Here is a 21,083-nt window from a genome sequence, read left to right as displayed (position 1 = left end):
AAGTTCACCTCGAGTTCAACGGAAAACGGACGTACGACCAGACTAAAATGTAACCGCATACATGACTTTGAACATTTTTCGCGAATTTCCCCCTTTCCGCTGTCGGCGACATCAGGCGAATTTCTAGTAAATTTTGTTATTACGTTTCACATTATAGCATAATGTTTATATATGTAAATTATTTATTTCATGTATATAAAATAAATTTACGAAAATAAAGTTTCCGGCTCTCGAAAACGATAAAATTATCGGCCTCAGTCGACAGGTTAAAGCACCCTATCTCCCTATCGACAAGTCGCGCGGAGTACGGTAATATGGTTGTGTGTTTCATATTTATGAATCTTTTTCTCGAAGGGTGTTATCTGAATGGGACAACAAACGCCAAAGGTCAAGTCAGCGGATCGCGTATTGGATATATTCGAACTGTTTACCGGTGACAAGGAATCCTACAACCTCACCGAAATTTCCAAAGGATTGAACATGCCTCCCAGCAGTACTTATTTAATTCTGCAAAACATGTTGAACCGGGGATACTTGGAAACCGACCGTTCCGGCAAGCAATTCCGCATCGGCTACAAGCTCTTCACGATCCGTTCCGGTTACATGCGCAGCTCTAGCTTGACCGGGGAATTTAATATGATCGCCGAGAAGATTATCGACGACCTGAACGAGACGACTAGCCTGGCTATTAAGGCAGGAAGCGATCTGCTCTATATCGGGGAGAAGGTCAGCACCCATGCGCTTCGCTTTAACCCTAACGTCGGATCCACTTTACCGCTGCACGCAACGGCTTCCGGCAAAATCATGTTGGCCGATCTGTCCATGGAGGAGCTCCGGGCGCTCTATCCGAACGATGAACTGGAGAAGGTAACCGACAAGACGATTTCCACCTTCTCGGATCTGCTCAAGGAGCTGAACAAAGTACGCACGCAAGGATTCGGCTACAACATGGGCGAAACCGTCGATGGCGTGCACTGCGTAGGCGGAGCCATTCACGATGCGGATGGCCGCACCGTCGCGTCCGTCAGCATCTCTATTCCGGTAGTCCGGATAACCGGCGAAGTATGGGGCAGAGTGCACGATTGGATCAAGCGTTCATGCGAAGAGCTCAGCACCAAAGTTTACGGACAACAACACTAGTATTCGCATACGACAGGAAGGCCGACTAGATCCCTCAGAATCTGGTCGGCCTTTTTATCTGCTTATCATTTTCTGCGACGCTTAATCACGCCTCCCGGTAGTCTCTCGGGGTCACGCCGATCTCGCGGGTAAAAACGCGGCTGAAGTACAACGGATCGTGAAAGCCTACCTCCAGCGCAACGACCGATACCGATTTGTTGCTTCCCCTTAACAGTTGCATCGCCTTGTCCAGCCTAACCCTCGTAATATATTCGACCGGAGAGCACCCCACGTACTTTTTGAACAACACCGAGAAATAACTTCTGGATAGCGACACTTTGCGAGCCAACTGTTCCCGCTCCAACGACTCGTGATAGTGGTTATTAATATAATTCACGCAATCCATGATCGACCGTTCGGCAGAATCGTCCTTCTGACGCTCAACCAACTGTTCGCCGATGCGAAGGATTAATTGATAGAATAACAGCTTGGCTTGACCGGAGTAACCTTCCTGCCTCTCCGACCAAACGCGATAGAGGAGCTGCATATCCGATCGCAACCCCCTATGATCCATCATGGGCACGACTAGATCGAACGGCAAACGCTTCTCCGGCGATTCCTCGAACCCGGTCGGCTCGTCTTGCCACTTAATCAGTTTATAGTCGTATTCGATCATAAAATACCGAAGAGGTCCCGGAGGGGAGTTACGGATAATCAATTTGCGTTTAACGGGAATTTGCGCGATACTCCCTTCCGCCAGCGGGTAAGAGTGTCCATCGAGCTCCATGACGCCTAAACCCTCATAAACGTAGAACAAGCATAGCTTGCCGGTCGATTTCTTGTACAACTGGGTACCTTGCGTCTCCCAATGATCCAGTTTTCCGTGAATGACATCCAGAATATGCGGATAGAAACGGTCAAAAAAGGCGTACATGGGCATCTCCCCCACCGATTTTACAAATATAAAATCATTTTTTAACTTTTTATCCATAACAATCAATTAATATTCCATATACCCTGCCCGCATTTTTCTGCAAAATTGAATAAACGGCTATTCATCATCTCTACGCCTTTTTTATCAGAATCTTAGGGGGTTACATGAATGATCAACAAATCTCGGATATTCGCCTTACTACTCGCCAGTTTGATGCTTCTCACGGTGGTGCTCTCGGCATGCGGCAACAATGACGCTGCTTCATCCTCCAGTCCGCCTGCTTCTGAAAGCGCTTCTCCTTCTGCGTCGCCGACTCCGGAACCGACGCCCGCTCCAACTCCGACGCCTGAACCCGAACCCGCTAAGATCGAGTTAAGCGTATTCGGCTCCATCCCGGAAGAAGCATTCGAACCGCAGATCAACAAATGGGTTACGGCGAAATATCCGAATTTCAATCTGTCCTACAATTGCGCCTGCATCCTTAACATGCCGGATTTGAAAGCGCAAAAAGGAATTACGCCGGATATTGTTTATGGAGCCGCCGAAGGCGATTTGCGGGTGCTTCTGGCCGATAATCTGCAGACGGACCTGACTAGCCTGGTCGACTCCGGAATCGTCGACTTGAACCGGTTCGATCCCGTTTCCATCGAATCAGCCAAGAATTACTCCGGCGGTAAACTCTACGGGCTGCCGGAAAGCTCCAACCCGATGGTGTTGTTCTACAACAAAGACATTTTCGATAAATTCGGAGCTCCTTACCCGACGGACGGCATGACCTGGGATCAGCTTTACGACCTAGCCAAGAAAGTCACCGGAACGAAGGAAGGCGTGAAGTATCGCGGTATTAGCATGTTCTATCGTTTCGCCCTGCTGAACAACGAGCTCTCCCTTCCGATAATCGATGCCGAATCCGGCAAAGCGGTCGTGAATAACGATAGTTGGAAAAAAATCTTCGACAACCTTTCCCGCTTCTATAAGATTAAAGGCAACATGGAAGGTTACGAGGCGGACTCCGGTCTCGAGCTTAGCAAATTCTACGAGCAGAAAAATATCGCCATGGTCCTCTCGCTCTCGACCAGCTACAAGCGGCCCGGCTTCGATCAGCTCAATTGGGATATGGTCGCCGCGCCGACCTTCAGCGACAACAACGGCGTCGGTTATCAATCTTTCCCGACGATGATCTACATTACGGATACGGCGGCTAACAAAGAAGCCGCATTGCAAACCGTAGGCGAACTGCTATCCGATGAAGCGCAACTAGCGGCAGCCAAAGAAGGACGGCCTACGCACCTTCTTAACGAAGAAGTTCGCAAAGCGTTCGGCGCGGATGTTCCGTTGCTTCAAGGCAAGAACACTTCGGCCGTCTATTTCAATAAGTTCGCTCCCACGCCGGCGATTCATCCGACGCTTACATTGAACTATGCATCGATTCTAACCGTTGAATTCGAGAAGGTCCTTCGCGGAGAACTGGATTCCGCTAGCGCCCTGAAGTCGGCGGAAGTTGAACTCAACAAAGCGGTAGAGATGGAATTAGCGAGCAAAAAGTAAGTATGTTAGCTTGCTAGTGAAAGTTGGCTGATGGTAGGTAGACAGCTGGCAAGCTCGCAAGAGGTGCGATAATGGAGCTATCCCGAACACTCAGGGATAGCTCCTTCTTTCTCTTCGGTATAGCTTGTGGTGTGGCGGTGGCGGTGGTTGGTTTAACGCCCTCTAAAGTCGGTTTTTCCGTAACAGCTTAGCTTTTAGGGAGTAATTCAAGGCACATTTTTGCCTACTTTCGGCGCACTCGCCATACTTCCGTCCACAGAGGTGCATTCGACCTTGGCAACTAAGAGTATCGGACTAAGAAAGGCAATAAGAGTGACCTGAGTAGTAACGTTTTTCCGACTATAAGAGGGCGTTGGTTGGTTTGATGCCCTCTATAGTCGGTTTTTCCGACTATAAGAGGGCGTTGGTTGGTTTGATGTCCTCCTTAGTCGGTTTTTCCGACTATGAGAGGGCGGTTGTTGGTTTGATACCCTCTATAGTCGGTTTTTCCGACTATAAGAGGGCGTTGGTTGGTTTGATGCCCTCCATAGTCGGTTTTTTCGACTATAAGAGGGCGTTGGTTGGTTTGATGCCCTCCTTAGTCGGTTTATCCAACAATAAGAGGGCATAAGTTGGTTTCTTGCACGCAATATCGTTGGTTTCGCCCCAAGCCGCCTTACTCGACCAGCCCAGTCCGTTCAATGCCTTCCGTAAACCAACGCTGGGCGATCAAGTAAATCAGGAGCGGGGGAAAGATGATGAGGAACGCGCCCGCCATCTTGGGCCCTTCCGTGACCGGATCCTGCCCCATCCCCGCGCTGAAGTTAATCGCCTTGTTGCCGAGCAGCTCCATCTGCATCGAGCTTAACCGCAAGGAGAGGGGAGTGAAATCTTTGCTAAGGAACAACGCCGCCTCGTAGCTCATGTTCCAATACCAGACAAACGAGAACAAGAACACGACTAAACATGCTCCGCCGGCCAGCGGCATCATGATCCGGAAAAACAAGCGGAAGACGGAAGCCCCGTCGATCTTCGCCGCCTCCTCTAACGCCTTCGGCTGCGAAAGGAAAAATTGCCGGAAAATAACAATGAACAGAGCGCCCCGCAAGCCTTGCCCGAATAGAGCGGGAACCAGAAAAACAAAAGGCGTGTTAATCCATCCGAGCTCGCTATAGATCATATAGAGCGGAACGATCGTCAGCTGCGGCGGAATGAGGAAGGCAAGGAGGATCAGGAAGAAAAACAAGTTTTTCCCCGGAAATTTCAGCCTTGCCAGCGCATAACCCGTCAGAGCGCAGGTGAACACCTGCAGGATGGAACCGAACAAAGCAATCGTCATCGTATCCACGAAACCTTCGGGATAATTGAGCCCTTTCCATGCATCCTTGTAATTGTTAAAGTTCAATTCCCGCGGAATCAAGCCGACAACCGGATCGATCATATCGGCTACGCTTTTCAAGCTGGTGGATATCATGTACAGAATCGGTTTCACGTACAAGAAGGCAATTACGGTCAACAGCGCAAGAATGACCAGTTTGGCGATTAACCCGTCTTTCACGTTTTGCCCGAATACCAGCCTCTTCAGCTTCTGCGTCTTCCGATGCGCAAGCGTCTCCGTAATATCCAGCTTTACTTGCTTATACGCCTTTTCCAGTTTCATCGTCCCTCGCTCCTTCCTCTTGTCGCCCGATAAGTCAGCCCTAAAGTAATTCCAAGCAGCAGCAAGATGATAACGAAATACAACCAAGCCATTGCGCTGGCGTATCCGTAACCCGTTGTCGGCGAGAACATATTGTTCCTGACGATTTCCAAAACCGGATTATAAGGAAACGTAAACAAGTCGACGATCGTATAAATCGCGTTCAGTCCGATGAAAGGCAGCATCCCCGGAAAAGTAATCTTCCAGAAGCTTTCCCAAGGCGAGGCGCCGTCTACTTTAACCGCTTCGTACACCGTTTTCGGGATCGTTTGGAACCCGGCGATGAAAATCAAGATTTGTACGCCGGAGTACCATAGGATGATTACGGCTTTGCTGAGAATCCCAAGAAGCATGTTAGACGTGTTTTCGCTGAAATATTGACGAATAATGACATCCAGATTGTACTGGTCCATGAATGGCAACCCGCCCGCGCCTTGCTCGAACAGTTCCATGATGACTTGCCCGGTGGCGAAAATAACGGGAAGGAAGAAGAGCGCGCGCATCCATCCTCGTCCGGGAAACTTCTCGTTCAATAGCAAGGACACGAAGAAGGAAAAAATGAGAATAAGCGGGATAATCAACAGCACTTCCTGCAAATAAGTGAGCAAAATGATCGGATAAGTATTGTTCTCGATGAGCATCCGGCGAAAATTGTCCAACCCTACCCACGTATATTTGAAACCTTCGCTCGTAATGAATACTTGGTTAAAGCTGTTCCATAGCGACCAGCCGACCGGAAACGCCACGAACGCGATAAATCCGATTATCCACGGCAGCATGAACAAATAACCGATTCCGTATTCCTTCCAGCGGAACTGCAGGATCATTTTGCGTCGCGAGGTTTTCCCATTCATCCTGCTTTCCCTCCCTCGACGCTGAATTGCTTCGTCTTATAGTCTACGGTAACTCTCGTGCCGTTCTCGTAAGTCGTCGCATAGATTCCGTCCGCCAACTTCTCGTGATCCACGATCTTAAGATGATATACCGCGGCCAACTGATCGAACTTCTCGTAGTCCTCGACGATACGGTCTTTCCAGATGGCGTATTGACTGCTGTATACGTTTTGGAAATCCGTCCTCTTCAACACCCTGCTCTCGGCATAAGTGAGCTTAAAAGAAGGAACGGCGCCATACTCGATCGCTTTAAGTAATTCATCCTCGTAAATATCGCGCGTATTGCCGGCTACCGTCGTATAAGCGACCGTACCGTGAACGGCGATCGGATAGACGGGGACTGTCTCATCGATCATAAGATCGCGGCTCGAGGAGTACGGCAGCCCATCGATATAATCGACATGCTTCAACGCATACTGCTCTCCCCTCGCGACACTTACTACGTTTAATTGTTCGCGAACGTAGTCCAGCAATTCCTGATAGTAATACACCGTATCGCTTCGCGTGAGCGGATTATTCGAACGATAATCGCTGAAGGTGATGCTCCCCGGTCCGTCGACGTAATGGATGCCGTCGATTCCGATTTCCTTCAGGACGTCGACGACTTGCTTCTGCTGGCGAACCGCTTTCACCGGATTCACGATGAAGCTGTCTCCCTCTCCCGACATAACCGTCGAATCGATACTGCGTATCCCGTCCGACTTCTTATAGAAGGAACTGTAATCCTCTTCCTTCCATGCCATGTAATCGTCGAACAGAACCTTGATCCCCTTCTCGTGCATATTTCGGACGAATTGCTTGGCGCCTTGGATGCCGCCGATCTTGGATACGATCGGGAATCGCTCGTCCGTATACGCGTGGCCGCTGTTCTGCCAGCCTTGATAGATCACGTTCATGTTCGCTACGCCGGCTTCCCGCAAACCGTCGACGATCTGCTCGGCCTCGTTAAACGTTGTGGCCGCTTCGTACCCGTTGCTGCCGAATTGCGGTTTCGTTCCTCCGCCGACAATAGAGAGCATTAACGGAATATGATCCGTAGTAGGCAACTGGCCGCCGAGTTGTCCGCTTTCTTCCAAATAATCGCGGTATGCGTTCGCCATACCGACGTAATCCGCCTCTTCTCCGGATAACAGGCGGAATTCCACGCGACGATCCTCCCGGCTTCGTTCCACCCGGATCGCTTTCACCGTTTCTTTCGTTATTCCGCTCACTTTGCGACCGTATTCCTCGCGATAATTAAAGCTAACGCTTACCGAATGATACTTCGAGGCATTACCCGGCGTAGCGGCTTTAATCTTGGCCGTATACGGACCTTCCTTCACGATCGCAGCGAAAGCATGGTCGCCGCGCTTCAAACCATATAAAGGAAAGGCGATTTGTTCGCGCCGGACCTCGTTCTCCTCTTCGAAATTAATCTGCGCGGGATCGTCTCCATAGACGGGAAACTCATAGCTGCTGCCGATTGCCGGCCTGACTCGATCATAATAGATCAACCCGCCCGGCCCATCCGGCACGAACAGATAACCCGTGTCGCTCTTAGCGGATACCGCTCCGAAAAAGGGCAGAAGATGGATCGAGTAGATCAACCGATCGCCCGATTCCTGAATGCCGTTGCTCGGAATGGTCGCTTCCATCCCGCGACTGGTAAGCTTGTATTGGATGACGAAGGAAATCTGCTCTTTCCCGTACGTATAAGTCGCTTGAACGCCGAGATCATCCATTAACGTATAGGATACGGAGAGTCCCTTGGTCAATGAGTTCAACGAAGTGCGCCTAGTCTGACCGGCTGCGACCACCTCAACGACGAACGGCGACTGCAAGTTTTCCAGCAATGCTCCCTTAACGGTTTCGTTGGCCAACTGCTCTTTCGACGGATTGCTCCGCCATTGATACCCGCTTTGCTTATCCATTACGGCAATCTGGCTCGTCTTCGGTTCAAGCCATAAAGCGAAATCCCCATTGTCCGCCACCTGCGCGAAGCCTTCCTCGTTAACGGTGCCCGCTTGCCATGCCGCCCCTTCCATGACGGATGCGAGCTGCGCGATCGGCGGACTTATCCCCATTTTTTGCAAAGAAGGAAGCGTATCTCTCCTGCTATAGATGACAGCCGCTGCCGCAATGACAATAACGATCGCGATCAACAGAGTCAGCCGGGATTTGCGGCTTGTCGGCCATAAGGTTCTAAGCACGGAAGATCACCTCCCGGTAGATCTGCTTGACGAAATCATAGAAGTTATAGGCCAAACCGCCGATAATCATAACGAACACCCATATAACCCCGATCGTTAACAACGTAATAACCGCATTCTTAATTGCTTCGGTGAAATCGAAATTATGGATGACCTGCGTCATCACGAAGAACAGAACGATAATCCAGATCCACATGATCCGATGAGCCAGATCTATGATGATCCATTCCTCTTGCACGACGAAGTTAGTCAGAATCGTTGCCGGAATCATAACGACGATGTAAGGAACGATGGCAAAGGTACTCGCCTGCAGAACTTCCCTGAATCTGCCTTCGCCGCCTTTAACGGCGCTTACCAGATAATTCGCGATGACCCAGGTCACCCAAGGGACCACCTTAAAGGCTAGCGATAAGCGAATATTATAATCGCCGAGTTCGAATGGATATGCGATAAATCCGGAGGCGAAAACGGACCAGAGATGGACACCGATCGCCGATACGATAATGAAGATGAGCACGGCATACGAGACGTTTCGATCCTTCAAACGATAAAACCCGTTGTAAGGATGAACGATCAAATACAAGGCGTCCCTCAATTCGCCCGCATACTGCCGGACTTTGTCCGGCCAAGTTCGCTTGCGAACGAACGCCGCCGTCCGTCTCGCTCCGAATATCAGTCCCCAGATCCCCACGACCAACACTACTACCATCAGCAAGAAATTGTGTTTCAGCCACTCGTACCGGATATACCAGAAAGCATTGGAATAACCTTCCGCATCATTCGACTGCTTGAAGTAATCCAGCGCCGTCCGATAATCGCGATCATGCAGCGCAATTTTCCCCAAGCCGTTATAGGCGATATTGAGCATGCCGTTCTGACGAATGACTTCTTCCCAATAAGATCGGCTGCGGTCGTAATCGCCTTCGAAATACAAATGGGCGGCCGTCATGTACGTATCTCCGAAGTTCGTTCGCTTAAAGATATGAATCAAATTGGAAGCATTGTCTACGACCCATAGTTCGTTGTTGCTGTTAATGTCGATACTGATGCCATAATCGGTAATGCCGAGTTGTCTAGCGCTCTTCTCGGTCGAGCCGAAGTAGAACATCACCTCGCCCGTCGGATCGTAAACCGAAATGTTGACGAAATCATCGCGGTTAAGTCCATACATGAAGCCGTTGCTATCGATCGCCGTGTCCACGAGATGCGGCTCCCAGAACGCTTTATTACGGAAGGCATCGAATCCCCCGGCATTCAGTTTCTTGATCTGCCCATCGCTCGCCACCCCCGAGCTGGTCGTCAACAGGAAACCGTCATCGGCGAGCGACACGTTCTGTATCGGATTCGGCTGCTTCGAGATTTCCTGCGCCATTTGAACTTCGTTCAACAGAGACCGTTTCAACCGGTCCATCCAGCTCAGCTTCGCCTTGTTCGCTCCGAAGAAACCCGTAAATTCGCCTTCCGGGTTCATTCTTAGCAAGCCAAGGAACGTATCTTTAACGACGATATACATCACGCCGCGGCGGTCTACGACCAGCTTGGTCGGAAGAAAGTGATAATCCGCCGTGAGCGCTTTCGAATCGGGCTTCTTAAACTCGCGATCGAAGCGGCCGTCGCTCGAATAGCGGACGATCGTTTGGCCGCCCGTATTCGCCGCGTAGATCATTCCGTCCTCCGACACGAATACGCCTTCCGGTTGATTCAACTTTCCTTGTCCGTCTTCTTGGCCTATGCCGCGAACGAATTCCCCGTTTGCATCCAGTTCCACGATTCGATTGTTGCCCGTATCCGCGATATACACGTGGTTATCGTCCGCGATGAATACATCGCTAGGCGAAGATAACGCCCCTCCAGCTCCGTTGCCATCGATGACCCGATCCGGCACGTAGATCGGCTGCGTGGCGATCATTCCGGAATTGAGGTCTCTGTACCATGTGTAATACGGAAGCTGTGCCGAGGCGAACTGCGGGAAGAGCAAGCCAAGCAAACATAAGATGGCTACCGTTTTAATAACGATGCCATTCAGGGAACGACTGAACATCTGCAACCCCCCTCTCTTCTCCGTCGTTCATTTCACGCCCGAATGCAGCATCGTTTGAATCATTTTTCGTTGGAACAGCAGGAAAATAATTAAGTTGGGCAGGAACATCAGCAGACCGATGGACGAGCCGATGCTGAGCTGCGCAACCCCCGGAATATTCAACGTCATCGCTTCCACGTAGTAAGCCAGCGTCTTCATCGTTTCTTTGGTCATATACAACGTAGAGCCTTCTACGTCCATGTACACCGTTTGGAAAGTAATAATGGCCGCCGTAGCGACCGCGGGCGAAGTTAACGGAATGATGATCCGCATAAAAATATACATGTCCGTTGCGCCGTCCAGCTTCGCCGCCTCTAGGAGCGAATTGGGAATTTGATCGATGAACTGTTTCATCAGGAACACCGCGACCGGCGAAGCAAGAAAAGGAAGAATGTGCGCCAAATACGTATTCTTAAGACCCAATCCGCTCACGATCAAGTAACGGGGAATGGCGACCGTCTCCGGCGTAAACATCAACGCGATCAGGATCGCGCCCATAATGAACGCTTTGAAGTGAAATCGATGTTTGGACAGCACATAGCCGGCCATCGTGCTGACAATAATGACCGCGAAAGTCGTCGTAAGCGCAATGACGGCGCTGTTGAATAAATAACGGGTAAACGGCACGACCCCGGCGGAAGTATGAAGAAACAGCTGCTCGAAATTGAACAGCGTCGGATTCTTCACGAAGATTCTCGGCGGAAACAGGAACAGCTCGTTCAGAGGCTTGAAGGCATTATTAAAGAGAAAAATAATGGGCAGGAACATGAAAATTCCGATGACGGTAAGGAACAGAATAAGCGATACCCGAGAAAGGGTGAAATTCCTGCGTATGGATAGCAGCATCTATTCATCCTCCTTCGTGCCGAACACCCAGTAGCTTAGCTTCATGATCGCATAGCTCGCCAGGAGCAGAACGACGGATAACGCCGAAGCATAACCCCATTCGTATCGGAGGAAAGCGTAATCGTAAATATGATTGTTGATGAGATGACCCGCATATTGCGGCGTAATCGTCATGCCAGTTAGCGCGCTCGATATGGAGCCCGCTTTGATCGCGCCGACGATCGCCATAACCGCGCTGAATAACATCTGCGGTTTCATGCTCGGGATCGTAATGTAGTACACTTCCTGCAAGCTGTTCTTGATGCCGTCGATTCGGCCGGCTTCATAGAGCTCGGTGTTCACGGTTTGCAATCCGCCGAGCATCGCCAGGAACCCGACGCCCATGCTGGTCCACATCGTGACGACGATCATGATCGTCATTAAATATTTCGGATCCTGCAGCCACAATTGCGGAGTCTCGATCAGTCCCAAGCTCAGCAAAATATTATTCAAGTAGCCAATGCTGTCGCCGCTGAAAGTCGCGGTCCAGACCATTGTAAGCGCTACGCCCGCAACCATCGACGGGGCATACAAAGCAAGCGAGAAATAATCGCGGATGCTTCTCGGCAACTGATGAATCAACCAAGCGAATATAAAGGAAAGAATATATCCGCCCGGACCTACGACAAGTGCAAACTTCAGCGTATTCGGGATCGTGTATTTCATGAATACGACGTCTTGGGTGAACATGTAGATAAAATTGCTGACCCCGATGAAGCGCGGGAACGCGAAACCGTTGAAGGAGGTCAGACTGAGCAGAACGGCGACGACGACCGGAATGATAATGAAGCAAACGAAGCTAAGCAAGAAAGGCGCCAGAAACAAATACGATAAGCGATCCGCCCAGCATTCTCGCAGGAACCGCTTAAGCTTGGCTCCATACCCTTTGTTCGGAGTAGACGACCGGCTGATAACGACTTCTGTATGGCTCACGGGTTTCACGGCGTACTCCTTTCATAAGGTTTGTCATATGGAGCGATATGAAGATCATCCTTGGGCGTCAGCCCGAATTCCTCTTGCTTGCGCATCATTTCCCGCGATAGAGACATCTCCGATTGCTCCAACGCTTCCCTGGCCGGCATTCGTCCGACGACCACGTTGTTCCAAGCAAATTCGATCTCTCTCGCCAAATAATAGTATCCCGGCACGTACGGCATATTTTTGACCCAACGATCCTGCTCGTTGAGCGCCGCCAGATCTTCTTCCGGCCATGGAATCGTCTGCATCGCTTCTAGATTGGCCGTATTCCAGCGATAGGCGATGCCCGCGAACGACTCGATATCGCTGCTATACCTGCTTTGCACATCCGCCGAAGTCCACCATTGAATGAATTGCCACGCCTCGTCCTTCCGATCGCTCTTGTTCAGCATCATGATGGACGAAGGCTCCTGCAGCCTGACCATGGATTCGTTATGCGACCATCTCGCAACCGAGCCATCCGGCTGCTTGATGCCCGGGAGCGGAAGCATTCTCCATTTCCCTTCGATCTCCGGCGCGCCGACCGTTAATTGAATGTATAGGTCGAAGTCGGCAACGCCGATCGGAATGTCTCCGTTCCGAAAATGATGGATAAACGCCGGAATATCCTTCGGCAGATTGTATTTGCTATACCAATTCGTCCATTGCTTGAAGGCCGCTATCCCCTCTTCCGAGGTGAGGCTCGGCAGCATCCCGTTCGATTGATAGAATTCGGCGCCATGCTGATAGAAAGGAATGTGGAAATTTTTCTTCGGCAAATTAAACGTTAATCCGTTTTCTTGCAACGTCGGCAAGATGTCGATGACATCGTCCCACGTATCCGGCGGATCCAGTTTCAACTCCTCGAAAATATCCGTGCGATAGAACATCATATAGTAGTTTTGAGTTTCGGGCAGTCCGTATAATTTACCGTCGTACTCGTAAGAACGCATGAGACCCGGATTGAAGCGCTTAAACACATCCTGGAATCCGGGATAGGCGCTTAAGTCCTCCGCGGAACCGCGCATCGCGAAATCTACCGGCGTTTCGAGCGGTACTCCGAGCGCCAAGTCGGGCTGATCTCCCGCAACGTTGCCCAAGAGCAGCACGTTCGTATTCGGAACCAGATTAATGTTTACCTTGATGCCGGTCTTCGGAGTAAAGTCTTGCTGGACCATCAATTCGAGCAAGTCCACGTAGTCTTTCCCGCGCTGTACCCATACGGTCAATGCATCCTCGTCGTCCGCCTCGATCGAATCGTATTCCTGGAAGAACGATCTGAAGAAATTGGCCGTCGAGTAGCTCACCTTGTTCCAGGTGCTCGGGGACTTTAATCCGGTAACGGTTTCGGGAGTTCTCACGACCAAATAATCCAGTTCGATCGACTGAGCCTCTATCGTCTGTATCCAAGTATTGATGCTCGTTCTTACCGTCGAGAATTGCGTCACCCGATTGGGAATATCGTTCATGCGGCGCAGCAATTTCTCCAAGCGGTCCGCATTGACCCGCAACGCCGTGACCGAATCGGTTTCCGCCTGATTCAACCCGTTTAAGTAGTCGCATATCGTAAGCAGTTCGTCGACGATCGATTGCAGTTTCGTTTCGAGCTCGGGGTCGTATTTGCGAAGATCCCAGGTGCGGGCTTTATCGACATTCTGATCGCCGTCGTACCCGTAGTTACCGGTAATCGCGCGGATATCCCGTTCGATCGCCGTCAGCCGATCGTTGATATCCAGCAACGATTGCGTAACCGGGCGGATGACCGAGGTGTCTACGGCCATCTCCAGCAGATGTTTGCCCTCCGTCAGGTAGAACAGATACGGGCTTCCCTTCTCATCGGCCAAAGACTGAATTCGAAAAGATTTATTAGGCGCGAAACGATAGCTTTGCATTTCCCGGAACGGAACCTTGCCATCGAGCAGCACGGTACGGTAAGCGCTCGATCTGCCGTTAAAGCCTTGATAATATTTCGCGTCGATCGCGTAATATCCGGTCTCCGGTACGGAGATCTCCCACCCGATCCGCTCTCCGGGTTTCGTCCAGTTCGCTCCGCCGATCGTATTATATACGATTTTCCCCTTCGGATCGGGAGAGATTCCCGGCTCGGCTTCGCTTTGCAATTGAATGCTTACGGCGGTTTTGCTAACGAAACGTTCCGCTTCGAAGACTTCATACCACGTCTCCTCGGCATTGCCCCCGGGAGATTGTCCGCTCAAGTATTCCGAGTAAGCAGGTACCTGCTCCGGCGAAGCCAACGTAATGGAATGCAAGGTTAAAGACTCGCGTTTACCGACAAGCCGAATCGTATGGGAACCGGCTTTCAAAGCCCAACGAAGCGGTTCCGAGCTAAGCGAATAATTCGTCACCCGCTCGGAGCGCCAATCCAGCAGTTCATCTTGCACCGGGCGAATCTCGTTCCCTATCCCGTTGCGTTCATACGGATACGCGCTATCCTTCCATAACCTCTCTAAGCTGACCCGCTCCGCTTCTTCGAACGGATACTTGCCGTCGATCTGCACCCCTCGAACGATCGAGGAGAAACCTCCTTTCAGAGGCGCGTAATCCATAACCATCTCATAGATTCCGTCTTCCGGAACTTCGACTTGCCATTCGATCCATCCTTTGGCATTGTTCCAAACGATGACTTCCGTCCCTCTCGCTTGATCCTCCCGGCTTTCCACCCGCGCTTCCGAATCCGATTCCGTATAGTCGGAAGCCATGACCGTAATCTCCTTACCGGCCGCCGGCTTGTAAGCTTTATATTCTTCGCTTCGAATCCATTGCACGTACGACGGGGCACCGCTTTCTTCGGAACGTATGCCGGACAATACGTCTTCTTCCGCTATCACGGGATAATCTTGAACTTCTTTCGGTCCCGCCCCTAACAACAACGCGAGTACGACGCCCAGCAAGACGATACCGCATATCGCGATTATGGAGCGGTTTCTCTTACGCCTCACCTTCATCACTCCCCTAGGCACGCTAGCGATAATCCGCTGTCTCGATCGAAGAAATGAGCTTTATCCATGCATAGAGCGAATGCGACCGAATCTCCGGGTTCTATCGGTGTATGCGCTTCCGCGCGCGAAATGAGATTTTCTTCCCCTAACTTTGCATAGAGGAACGTATTCGATCCTAACGGTTCTCTCATTTGAACGGTCGCGGATACGATCCAATCCGGATAACGCTCGAGAGCCCAAGATTCGCAAGATACGTATTCCGGTCGAATGCCCATCACGACATTACGCAATGCGTTATTAGCGGAGCGAATAAGCGGAAGATAACTATCCGGTAATCTCATTTCCAATCGTTTGCTTCTAAAATAATACCGGTCGTCCACGGACACGATCATTCCATGAAGGAAGTTCATTTGAGGCGTTCCGATAAATCCGGCAACGAACAGATTGCGAGGCTCGTCGTATAACTGCTGGGGAGGAGCAACTTGCTGAATTCGTCCGTCCTTCATGACGACGATGCGCGTCCCCATCGTCATGGCTTCCGTCTGGTCATGGGTTACATAGACCATCGTCGTTCGCAACTCTTTATGAAGCTTGCTGATCTCCATTCGGGTCTGGGTGCGCAGCTTGGCATCCAGATTAGATAACGGTTCATCCATTAGGAATACCTGAGGCTCCCTGACCAATGCGCGTCCCAGCGCCACGCGTTGCTTCTGTCCCCCGGAAAGCTGATTCGGTTTCTTCGTCAGAAAATGGGAGATTTCCAGCATCTTAGCCGTCCGATTCACGCGCAGCTCGATTTCGCTCTTTGCCACCTTATGCAATTGAAGCCCAAGTGCCATGTTCTCGAAAACCGTTAAATTCGGATAAAGCGCATAATTCTGGAATACCATCGCGATATCGCGATTTTTGGGCGATACGTAGTTCATGAGTTTGCCGTCTATGTAGATATCGCCTTCGGACACTTCCTCAAGACCCGCCAACATGCGCAACGTCGTCGATTTGCCGCAACCGGACGGCCCTACCATAATGAGAAACTCTCCATCCTCAATATCCAAATGAAAGTCTTTAACCGCCGGATCCGCCTCGTCTTTGTAATATTTGTACACGTGGTTAAATGCGACGTTCCCCATAACTTTCTCCCCCACGATTGTTTTTTGTGAAAAGATTTCAAGTACATGAAATAATGATAACAAATAAACATAATCACGTAAACCTATAAAATACAATAGATTAAGATCGATATTTGTGCGATTAGTACCATTAATGAAGAAAACCTTCCCGCATCGGGAATCTTCTCTTCACCATTTTATTGAATTCAATATAATTCATACGTGAAATTTATTCCTTGACATGAAATCATGTCGTGTTACAATTCAAATATGACAGCCCTTTCATGCAAGATGCTTTATCCCGCTGTCTATATGCCTTATCTATCTATTGGGGGAGTGTGTGGGCCAATGAATCCGGTTCCATTAAGAAAGCGGTTTTATTTACTTAGTTTGATGACTATTCTCGTTTTACTGCCTTTGTTGGCAGCTTGTTCGAACGGCAACTCCTCGGAATCCGCGTCATCCTCTACGAGCCCAAGCCCTACGAAATCGCCGGCAACCGCTTCGGAATCCGCAAGCGCGACGACGGGAGGCGATCACGAGCCGGTAACCTTAACCGTTCTGACTTGGTTCGTCGGACCCAATCAAGCTTTGTTCGATAAGTTTCATGAGATGTATCCCTGGATTACGATCGAAGCGAATACGAAAATCGATAAAGCAGTCGTCAACAATGTCATCGCGGGAGAGAAAGCCGACCTCGTTTTTCTTGATGCCGGGTTATCGCAATGGTTATCGGGCGACTTGCTTGAAGATTTAACTCCTTATATCGAGAAGGACGTCCGGATTCAAGGGACTTCGATGGCCGATGGATTCATTGAAGCGTTCCAAACCGGCGGCAAACAATGGGTCGTTCCCTACTCCGATATCCCGATGTGGATCGTCGTGAATAAGGAAATGCTTCATAAATACGGCATGGAAATGCCGGGCAACGATTGGACCTATGATGATCTGCTAGAGATGGCGAAGAAAGCAACGGATCCGGTCGCCAACGATTGGGGCATCAGCGGATTGGTCGACGAATTCACGAGCATCATGACGATGGCCAATGGAAGCGCCCCGAATTATCGTTACATGAATGAAGACAATAGCGCTAGCTTAGTGAATACGCCCGCTGTGTTGGAAGATTTGAAATGGTCGCAAGAACTCACGACCAAATGGCATGTTCGACCAAGCGACATAGAGAGAGAGAAACTGGGCATGCAAGGCGATTCCGTCGAAGTGTTCATGCAAGGCAACTCCCTATTCACGCTCGGTGCCGACTGGAACCTGGAAGCGCTCAAGAACGCCGACTTCGAATGGGATGTGCTGCCGATGCCGGTTGGCAAAGCCCAGCAAGCGACCGTCCACCAAGCGGGAGCGATCGGAATTCCGAAGGCTTCCAAGCACAAAGAAGAAGCATTCTTGTATATCAGTTTCCTCTTCGATCTCGAAGCTCAGAAGACGATGATCGAGAACGGAAGCGGAGCTTGGGTTCAAGATAAGACCTTGTACGACTACTACGCCGAAGTACCGATGTGGCAAGGCAAGAACGTAGACGCCATCCGCATGAACACGGAAATGTGTTGTTTCTCGCGCGACCCTAGCGTTGCCGACCTTGTTACTTTAGTAGACAACGTTAACGGTCCTATCGCCGGGATGATTACGAAAGGCGGCGATTTTAGCACCCGCATACCTGCGGTAGAGGCCTATAATTTGAAAGCTGCAGAAACTAGAAAAGCACTTGGCTGGTAAGCAGCGGGGAGGAACATGTCTGTTGAATATGAATTTCAAATATGGAATGGATGAACTTCCATTCTCTCCTGCCACCCCGTCCGATTCGCATCTGTTCGTTTCCGGACAGGGCGGCACCGACCCCATAACCGGGGAGGTGACCGCTGACGATCTCGAAAGTCAGACCGTTCTAACCCTGCGAAATATCTCGATTATATTAGCGCAATCGGGACTAACGCTGGAAGATGTCGTTAAAGTGAATATTTATCTCAAAAACCGTACCGACTACGAAACCTTCAATCGCATTTACGCCCGCGAATTCCCGCGGCCTTATCCGGCAAGAACTCTCGTCTATTGCGATCTCAACTTCGATCTCCTCGTAGAGATCGATGTCGTTGCCCAACTGCGCAAGCAGGCAAGATGAAGCTAAGCTAGACGGCTTATCGATCGAGAATGGGAATACGGATGGAAGAACAACGCCCGGAGGATACTTTTCCTTCGGGCGTTGCTGTCGAATGATCCTTCCAACGAACGGTTTACGATACCTTGATTCCGCATGCCATCTGTGCGATTTCTTGTTCTGAGAGTGCTTGACGGAATACGGCTAAGCCGCCGATCCGTCCCGCGTAATAATTGCCAATCTCTCCCGAACGGTCTACCGCGCCGACCGTGAAGTCCGCGCCGTCTTCCCCTCCATCATACAGGCCGCCTCTATACGAATAAGGATTAAACGTTTCCCTCGTATCCAACTTGCCGTTCAAGTAGGAGCGAGCATATTCGCCGTCGTAGGTGAAAGCGACGAACTGCCAACGATCAAGCGGGACGGGGGACTGTCCGATGGAAGCGTCCATGCAGTATCGATATCCGGGCGTCGGACCGCCGATCGACGAGACATGGCCGCATACCTGCTCCCCACTATCCCAGATCGCCAAGTTCAAGAATAACCCGTATTGCCGTTTCTCGTTCGTCTCATTCCATATACCGGCGATAAATTCGCAATGACTTCGCGCCGTAGCGCTTCTTTTCACCCATGCCGCCACGGTTACTTCCGCATTCCGTCCGTGAATGTTCAAGGCAAACGCCTCGTTGCGCGGGACGCTAAACCAATCGCCTTCCCGCAGGCTGGCGCTATAGGGACCGAATATCCCCTCTTCTACTCGCTCGATGGTTCCGGACATTTCCCGCAACTCGATCGCATTAGGACCTTTGGATACCCTTCGTTCGCCAGCCGCCTCTTGAAAATCCCAGAAAGCAACGAGCGAAGGATGATTATGAAGTAACGAGGAAGTTGTCGTCATTGTTCCTTAACGACGCTCCTTTCCCCGCTATCCATGGATTGGTATGTACGAATAAGCCACGCCGTTACGCTCCGGCTAATGGCTGCCAAATATCGTTCCCCCCGCTCCTTCGTCGCCTTATTCGGCGCATCGGTGTAGCCATCCGCGCCGGTCAGCTCCGAGTGGCGGCCTATGAACGTTCCTGGAGGGCCGGAATTTATCCATGCCCGCTCATCGTGTTCATTACCGCCTAACTCCGCATGAACCAAATCTTCCCGCAACGCCATGATCGCCGAAGTTTCGAATCCGCCCGCATGACCCGGAACCATGCCGACTTCGTCGGCATTCTCCTTGCGAAGTTCTTCCCGCGAGAGGCTCCAATACGACGCCGACGCCGTCCATATCGGATGTTTGACCGCAAGGTCGTTAGCCGTCTGATGCATGATCGGCTCGTTGCCGCCATGCGCGTTCAGAAACGCGATCTTGCGAAAGCCTCCGGAAACCAGACTTTCCCCAATGTCTCGCAGCATCATGAGATAGGTTGCCGAAGAGAAGGACAACGTTCCGCCGAAGCGGATATGATGATCCGAACAGCCGATAGGAATTACCGGACAGAGCAGGATCGGCACGGTTCTCGCCGCTTCTTCGATCGCTTCGGTAGCAACGAACTCCCCGATGAAACTGTCCGTGAATACCGGCAGATGGGGGCCGTGCTGCTCGGTTGCCGCCAGGGCGACGACCACCATGTACCCTTCCTCGGCTTTCAGCTTTAATTGCTCTCTCGTGTGTTCGTGAAATAAGTAAGATTTCATCGCGCCTTCCCCTTTCTCGCTCATTTCCACATCCCCCAACATCGTCCGGGATGCTCCACGGTAAACACCTGTACGTTACCGACATCCGATACGGTCACGTAACAGTGTTTGCCTTCCGGTCCGCCGAAGGTCAGGTTGGTGCAGTCCGTTCCTTCCAATCCGATTTCCCTTAACGGTTGGCCTGTTGGAGAGATAACCGCTATGACCCCTTTGCCGAATCGGGTTACGTACAAGTTTCCCAGCATATCGCAACGCATCCCGTCCAGCAAATGATCGGGAAACTCGATTAACAATCGTTTGTTGCTAATCTCTCCATCCTTATTCAGATCGTAAGCCCAAATTCTACGCTGCACGGTTTCGTTAACATAGAGCACCGTATCGTCGGGGCTAGTCTCGATACCGTTCGTCGTACCCATGTTCGCTTCCAATAACGTTACGGTACCGTCCGTATCGATACGCCACATGTTTCCGGTGCCGTCGTCCCAATTCGGATCGCTGGCATAAATAACGCCTTTGTTCGAAATGGCGATATCGTTTGGTTGATTCATCCGAGGCTCATGGGCGTGAATGGACAGATGCCGCGTCGACATGTCCACCTTCCATATGTTGTGATGGACGAAATCCGCGATAAACATGTCGCCTTCCCGATTAAATCGGATGCCGTTTCCGATGCTCCCGTTCGGCAGTTCGATGAAAATACTTTCATCTCCCTGCGGCGTTATCCGTCCGATCGTCGCCTGCTTCTCGTAATTAACCGCGTACAGGTTGCCGGCACCGTCGCAAGCGGGACCTTCAATCCCGCTGGTGAAGCTTCCAGGCAACGTTAGCGCCGCGCTGACGTAATCCATGCTCTCATCCCCCAAGTTGTTCGGATTCGCCTTCGACTTCAATGGAATCCTCCGTCTACCCGATAACTAGCGCCAGTAACGTAA

General features: G+C 50.9%; 16 protein-coding genes. 4 read left to right on the top strand and 12 right to left on the bottom strand.

Going from position 1 to position 21,083, the window contains the following annotated elements:
* Positions 1-366 precede the first annotated feature (366 nt).
* The gene (locus HH215_RS01675) at positions 367-1,140 is read left to right on the top strand and encodes an IclR family transcriptional regulator (RefSeq protein WP_169278321.1); all 774 of its coding nucleotides are present in this window, start codon (positions 367-369) and stop codon (positions 1,138-1,140) included.
* Between the two features lie 85 nt (positions 1,141-1,225).
* Here the strand turns inward: HH215_RS01675 and HH215_RS01670 are convergent, their stop codons facing one another.
* Positions 1,226-2,053, bottom strand: coding sequence for a helix-turn-helix transcriptional regulator (locus HH215_RS01670; RefSeq protein ID WP_169278320.1), 828 nt, complete (start codon positions 2,051-2,053; stop codon positions 1,226-1,228).
* Positions 2,054-2,221: 168 nt separating this feature from the next.
* On the opposite strand from HH215_RS01670, the gene HH215_RS01665 reads away from it, so the two are divergent.
* Complete coding sequence (locus HH215_RS01665) at positions 2,222-3,601, top strand: ABC transporter substrate-binding protein (protein ID WP_169278319.1); 1,380 nt, start codon at positions 2,222-2,224, stop codon at positions 3,599-3,601.
* Positions 3,602-4,256: 655 nt separating this feature from the next.
* Here HH215_RS01665 and HH215_RS01660 read toward each other — a convergent pair.
* The 8 genes from HH215_RS01660 to HH215_RS01625 are packed head-to-tail and all read right to left on the bottom strand — an operon-like array spanning position 4,257 to position 16,373.
* The gene (locus HH215_RS01660; RefSeq protein WP_169278318.1) at positions 4,257-5,240 is read right to left on the bottom strand and encodes a carbohydrate ABC transporter permease; all 984 of its coding nucleotides are present in this window, start codon (positions 5,238-5,240) and stop codon (positions 4,257-4,259) included.
* The gene (locus tag HH215_RS01655) at positions 5,237-6,133 is read right to left on the bottom strand and encodes a carbohydrate ABC transporter permease (protein ID WP_169278317.1); all 897 of its coding nucleotides are present in this window, start codon (positions 6,131-6,133) and stop codon (positions 5,237-5,239) included. The genes HH215_RS01660 and HH215_RS01655 overlap by 4 nt, the downstream gene beginning before the upstream one ends.
* The gene (locus tag HH215_RS01650) at positions 6,130-8,361 is read right to left on the bottom strand and encodes a DUF5696 domain-containing protein (protein ID WP_169278316.1); all 2,232 of its coding nucleotides are present in this window, start codon (positions 8,359-8,361) and stop codon (positions 6,130-6,132) included. The genes HH215_RS01655 and HH215_RS01650 overlap by 4 nt, the downstream gene beginning before the upstream one ends.
* The gene (locus HH215_RS01645; RefSeq protein ID WP_169278315.1) at positions 8,354-10,402 is read right to left on the bottom strand and encodes a YIP1 family protein; all 2,049 of its coding nucleotides are present in this window, start codon (positions 10,400-10,402) and stop codon (positions 8,354-8,356) included. Before HH215_RS01645 ends, HH215_RS01650 begins: the two co-directional genes overlap by 8 nt.
* Before the next feature lie 27 nt (positions 10,403-10,429).
* Positions 10,430-11,287: a carbohydrate ABC transporter permease gene (locus HH215_RS01640; RefSeq protein ID WP_169278314.1), complete on the bottom strand. Its 858-nt coding sequence runs from the start codon at positions 11,285-11,287 to the stop codon at positions 10,430-10,432.
* Positions 11,288-12,268 (bottom strand): carbohydrate ABC transporter permease, encoded by a 981-nt coding sequence (locus HH215_RS01635; protein WP_169278313.1) that lies wholly within the window; start codon positions 12,266-12,268, stop codon positions 11,288-11,290. It abuts the gene before it with no gap.
* Positions 12,265-15,243: an extracellular solute-binding protein gene (locus HH215_RS01630; RefSeq protein WP_169278312.1), complete on the bottom strand. Its 2,979-nt coding sequence runs from the start codon at positions 15,241-15,243 to the stop codon at positions 12,265-12,267. Before HH215_RS01630 ends, HH215_RS01635 begins: the two co-directional genes overlap by 4 nt.
* 5 nt (positions 15,244-15,248) lie before the next feature.
* Positions 15,249-16,373 carry an ABC transporter ATP-binding protein gene (locus HH215_RS01625; protein ID WP_169278311.1) on the bottom strand — a complete coding sequence of 375 codons (1,125 nt, stop codon included), beginning with the start codon at positions 16,371-16,373 and terminating at the stop codon, positions 15,249-15,251.
* 327 nt (positions 16,374-16,700) lie between these two features.
* Here HH215_RS01625 and HH215_RS01620 point away from each other — a divergent pair, with 327 nt between their 5' ends.
* Positions 16,701-18,083: an extracellular solute-binding protein gene (locus HH215_RS01620; RefSeq protein ID WP_169278310.1), complete on the top strand. Its 1,383-nt coding sequence runs from the start codon at positions 16,701-16,703 to the stop codon at positions 18,081-18,083.
* Between the two features lie 28 nt (positions 18,084-18,111).
* On the top strand, positions 18,112-18,486 hold the full coding sequence (locus HH215_RS01615) for a RidA family protein (protein ID WP_254450528.1): 375 nt from the start codon (positions 18,112-18,114) through the stop codon (positions 18,484-18,486).
* A 112-nt stretch (positions 18,487-18,598) separates the two neighbouring features.
* On the opposite strand, the gene HH215_RS01610 is transcribed toward HH215_RS01615, so the two are convergent.
* The 3 genes from HH215_RS01610 to HH215_RS01600 are packed head-to-tail and all read right to left on the bottom strand — an operon-like array spanning position 18,599 to position 20,999.
* On the bottom strand, positions 18,599-19,360 hold the full coding sequence (locus HH215_RS01610; RefSeq protein ID WP_169278308.1) for a LamG domain-containing protein: 762 nt from the start codon (positions 19,358-19,360) through the stop codon (positions 18,599-18,601).
* The gene (locus tag HH215_RS01605) at positions 19,357-20,175 is read right to left on the bottom strand and encodes a creatininase family protein (protein ID WP_254450336.1); all 819 of its coding nucleotides are present in this window, start codon (positions 20,173-20,175) and stop codon (positions 19,357-19,359) included. Before HH215_RS01605 ends, HH215_RS01610 begins: the two co-directional genes overlap by 4 nt.
* Entirely contained in the window at positions 20,172-20,999 is an 828-nt protein-coding gene (locus tag HH215_RS01600) for an SMP-30/gluconolactonase/LRE family protein (RefSeq protein WP_169284171.1), read from the bottom strand. Before HH215_RS01600 ends, HH215_RS01605 begins: the two co-directional genes overlap by 4 nt.
* Positions 21,000-21,083: the final 84 nt, after the last annotated feature.

It is taken from the genome of Cohnella herbarum (genome assembly GCF_012849095.1).
Taxonomy (GTDB): Bacteria; Bacillota; Bacilli; order Paenibacillales; family Paenibacillaceae; genus Cohnella; species Cohnella herbarum.
Note: the sequence above shows the minus strand (reverse complement) of the source record. Positions and strands in the feature narration are given on the sequence as shown.

Bases quoted from the DNA above. Each gene is read 5' to 3' on its own strand.
- HH215_RS01605 (WP_254450336.1), bottom strand. From the start codon at position 20,175: ATGAGCGAGAAAGGGGAAGGCGCGATGAAATCTTACTTATTTCACGAA.
- HH215_RS01625 (WP_169278311.1), bottom strand. From the start codon at position 16,373: ATGGGGAACGTCGCATTTAACCACGTGTACAAATATTACAAAGACGAG.
- HH215_RS01600 (WP_169284171.1), bottom strand. From the start codon at position 20,999: ATGGATTACGTCAGCGCGGCGCTAACGTTGCCTGGAAGCTTCACCAGC.
- HH215_RS01620 (WP_169278310.1), top strand. From the start codon at position 16,701: ATGAATCCGGTTCCATTAAGAAAGCGGTTTTATTTACTTAGTTTGATG.
- HH215_RS01615 (WP_254450528.1), top strand. From the start codon at position 18,112: ATGAATTTCAAATATGGAATGGATGAACTTCCATTCTCTCCTGCCACC.
- HH215_RS01640 (WP_169278314.1), bottom strand. From the start codon at position 11,287: ATGCTGCTATCCATACGCAGGAATTTCACCCTTTCTCGGGTATCGCTT.
- HH215_RS01610 (WP_169278308.1), bottom strand. From the start codon at position 19,360: ATGACGACAACTTCCTCGTTACTTCATAATCATCCTTCGCTCGTTGCT.
- HH215_RS01660 (WP_169278318.1), bottom strand. From the start codon at position 5,240: ATGAAACTGGAAAAGGCGTATAAGCAAGTAAAGCTGGATATTACGGAG.
- HH215_RS01665 (WP_169278319.1), top strand. From the start codon at position 2,222: ATGATCAACAAATCTCGGATATTCGCCTTACTACTCGCCAGTTTGATG.
- HH215_RS01655 (WP_169278317.1), bottom strand. From the start codon at position 6,133: ATGAATGGGAAAACCTCGCGACGCAAAATGATCCTGCAGTTCCGCTGG.
- HH215_RS01670 (WP_169278320.1), bottom strand. From the start codon at position 2,053: ATGTACGCCTTTTTTGACCGTTTCTATCCGCATATTCTGGATGTCATT.
- HH215_RS01645 (WP_169278315.1), bottom strand. From the start codon at position 10,402: ATGTTCAGTCGTTCCCTGAATGGCATCGTTATTAAAACGGTAGCCATC.
- HH215_RS01675 (WP_169278321.1), top strand. From the start codon at position 367: ATGGGACAACAAACGCCAAAGGTCAAGTCAGCGGATCGCGTATTGGAT.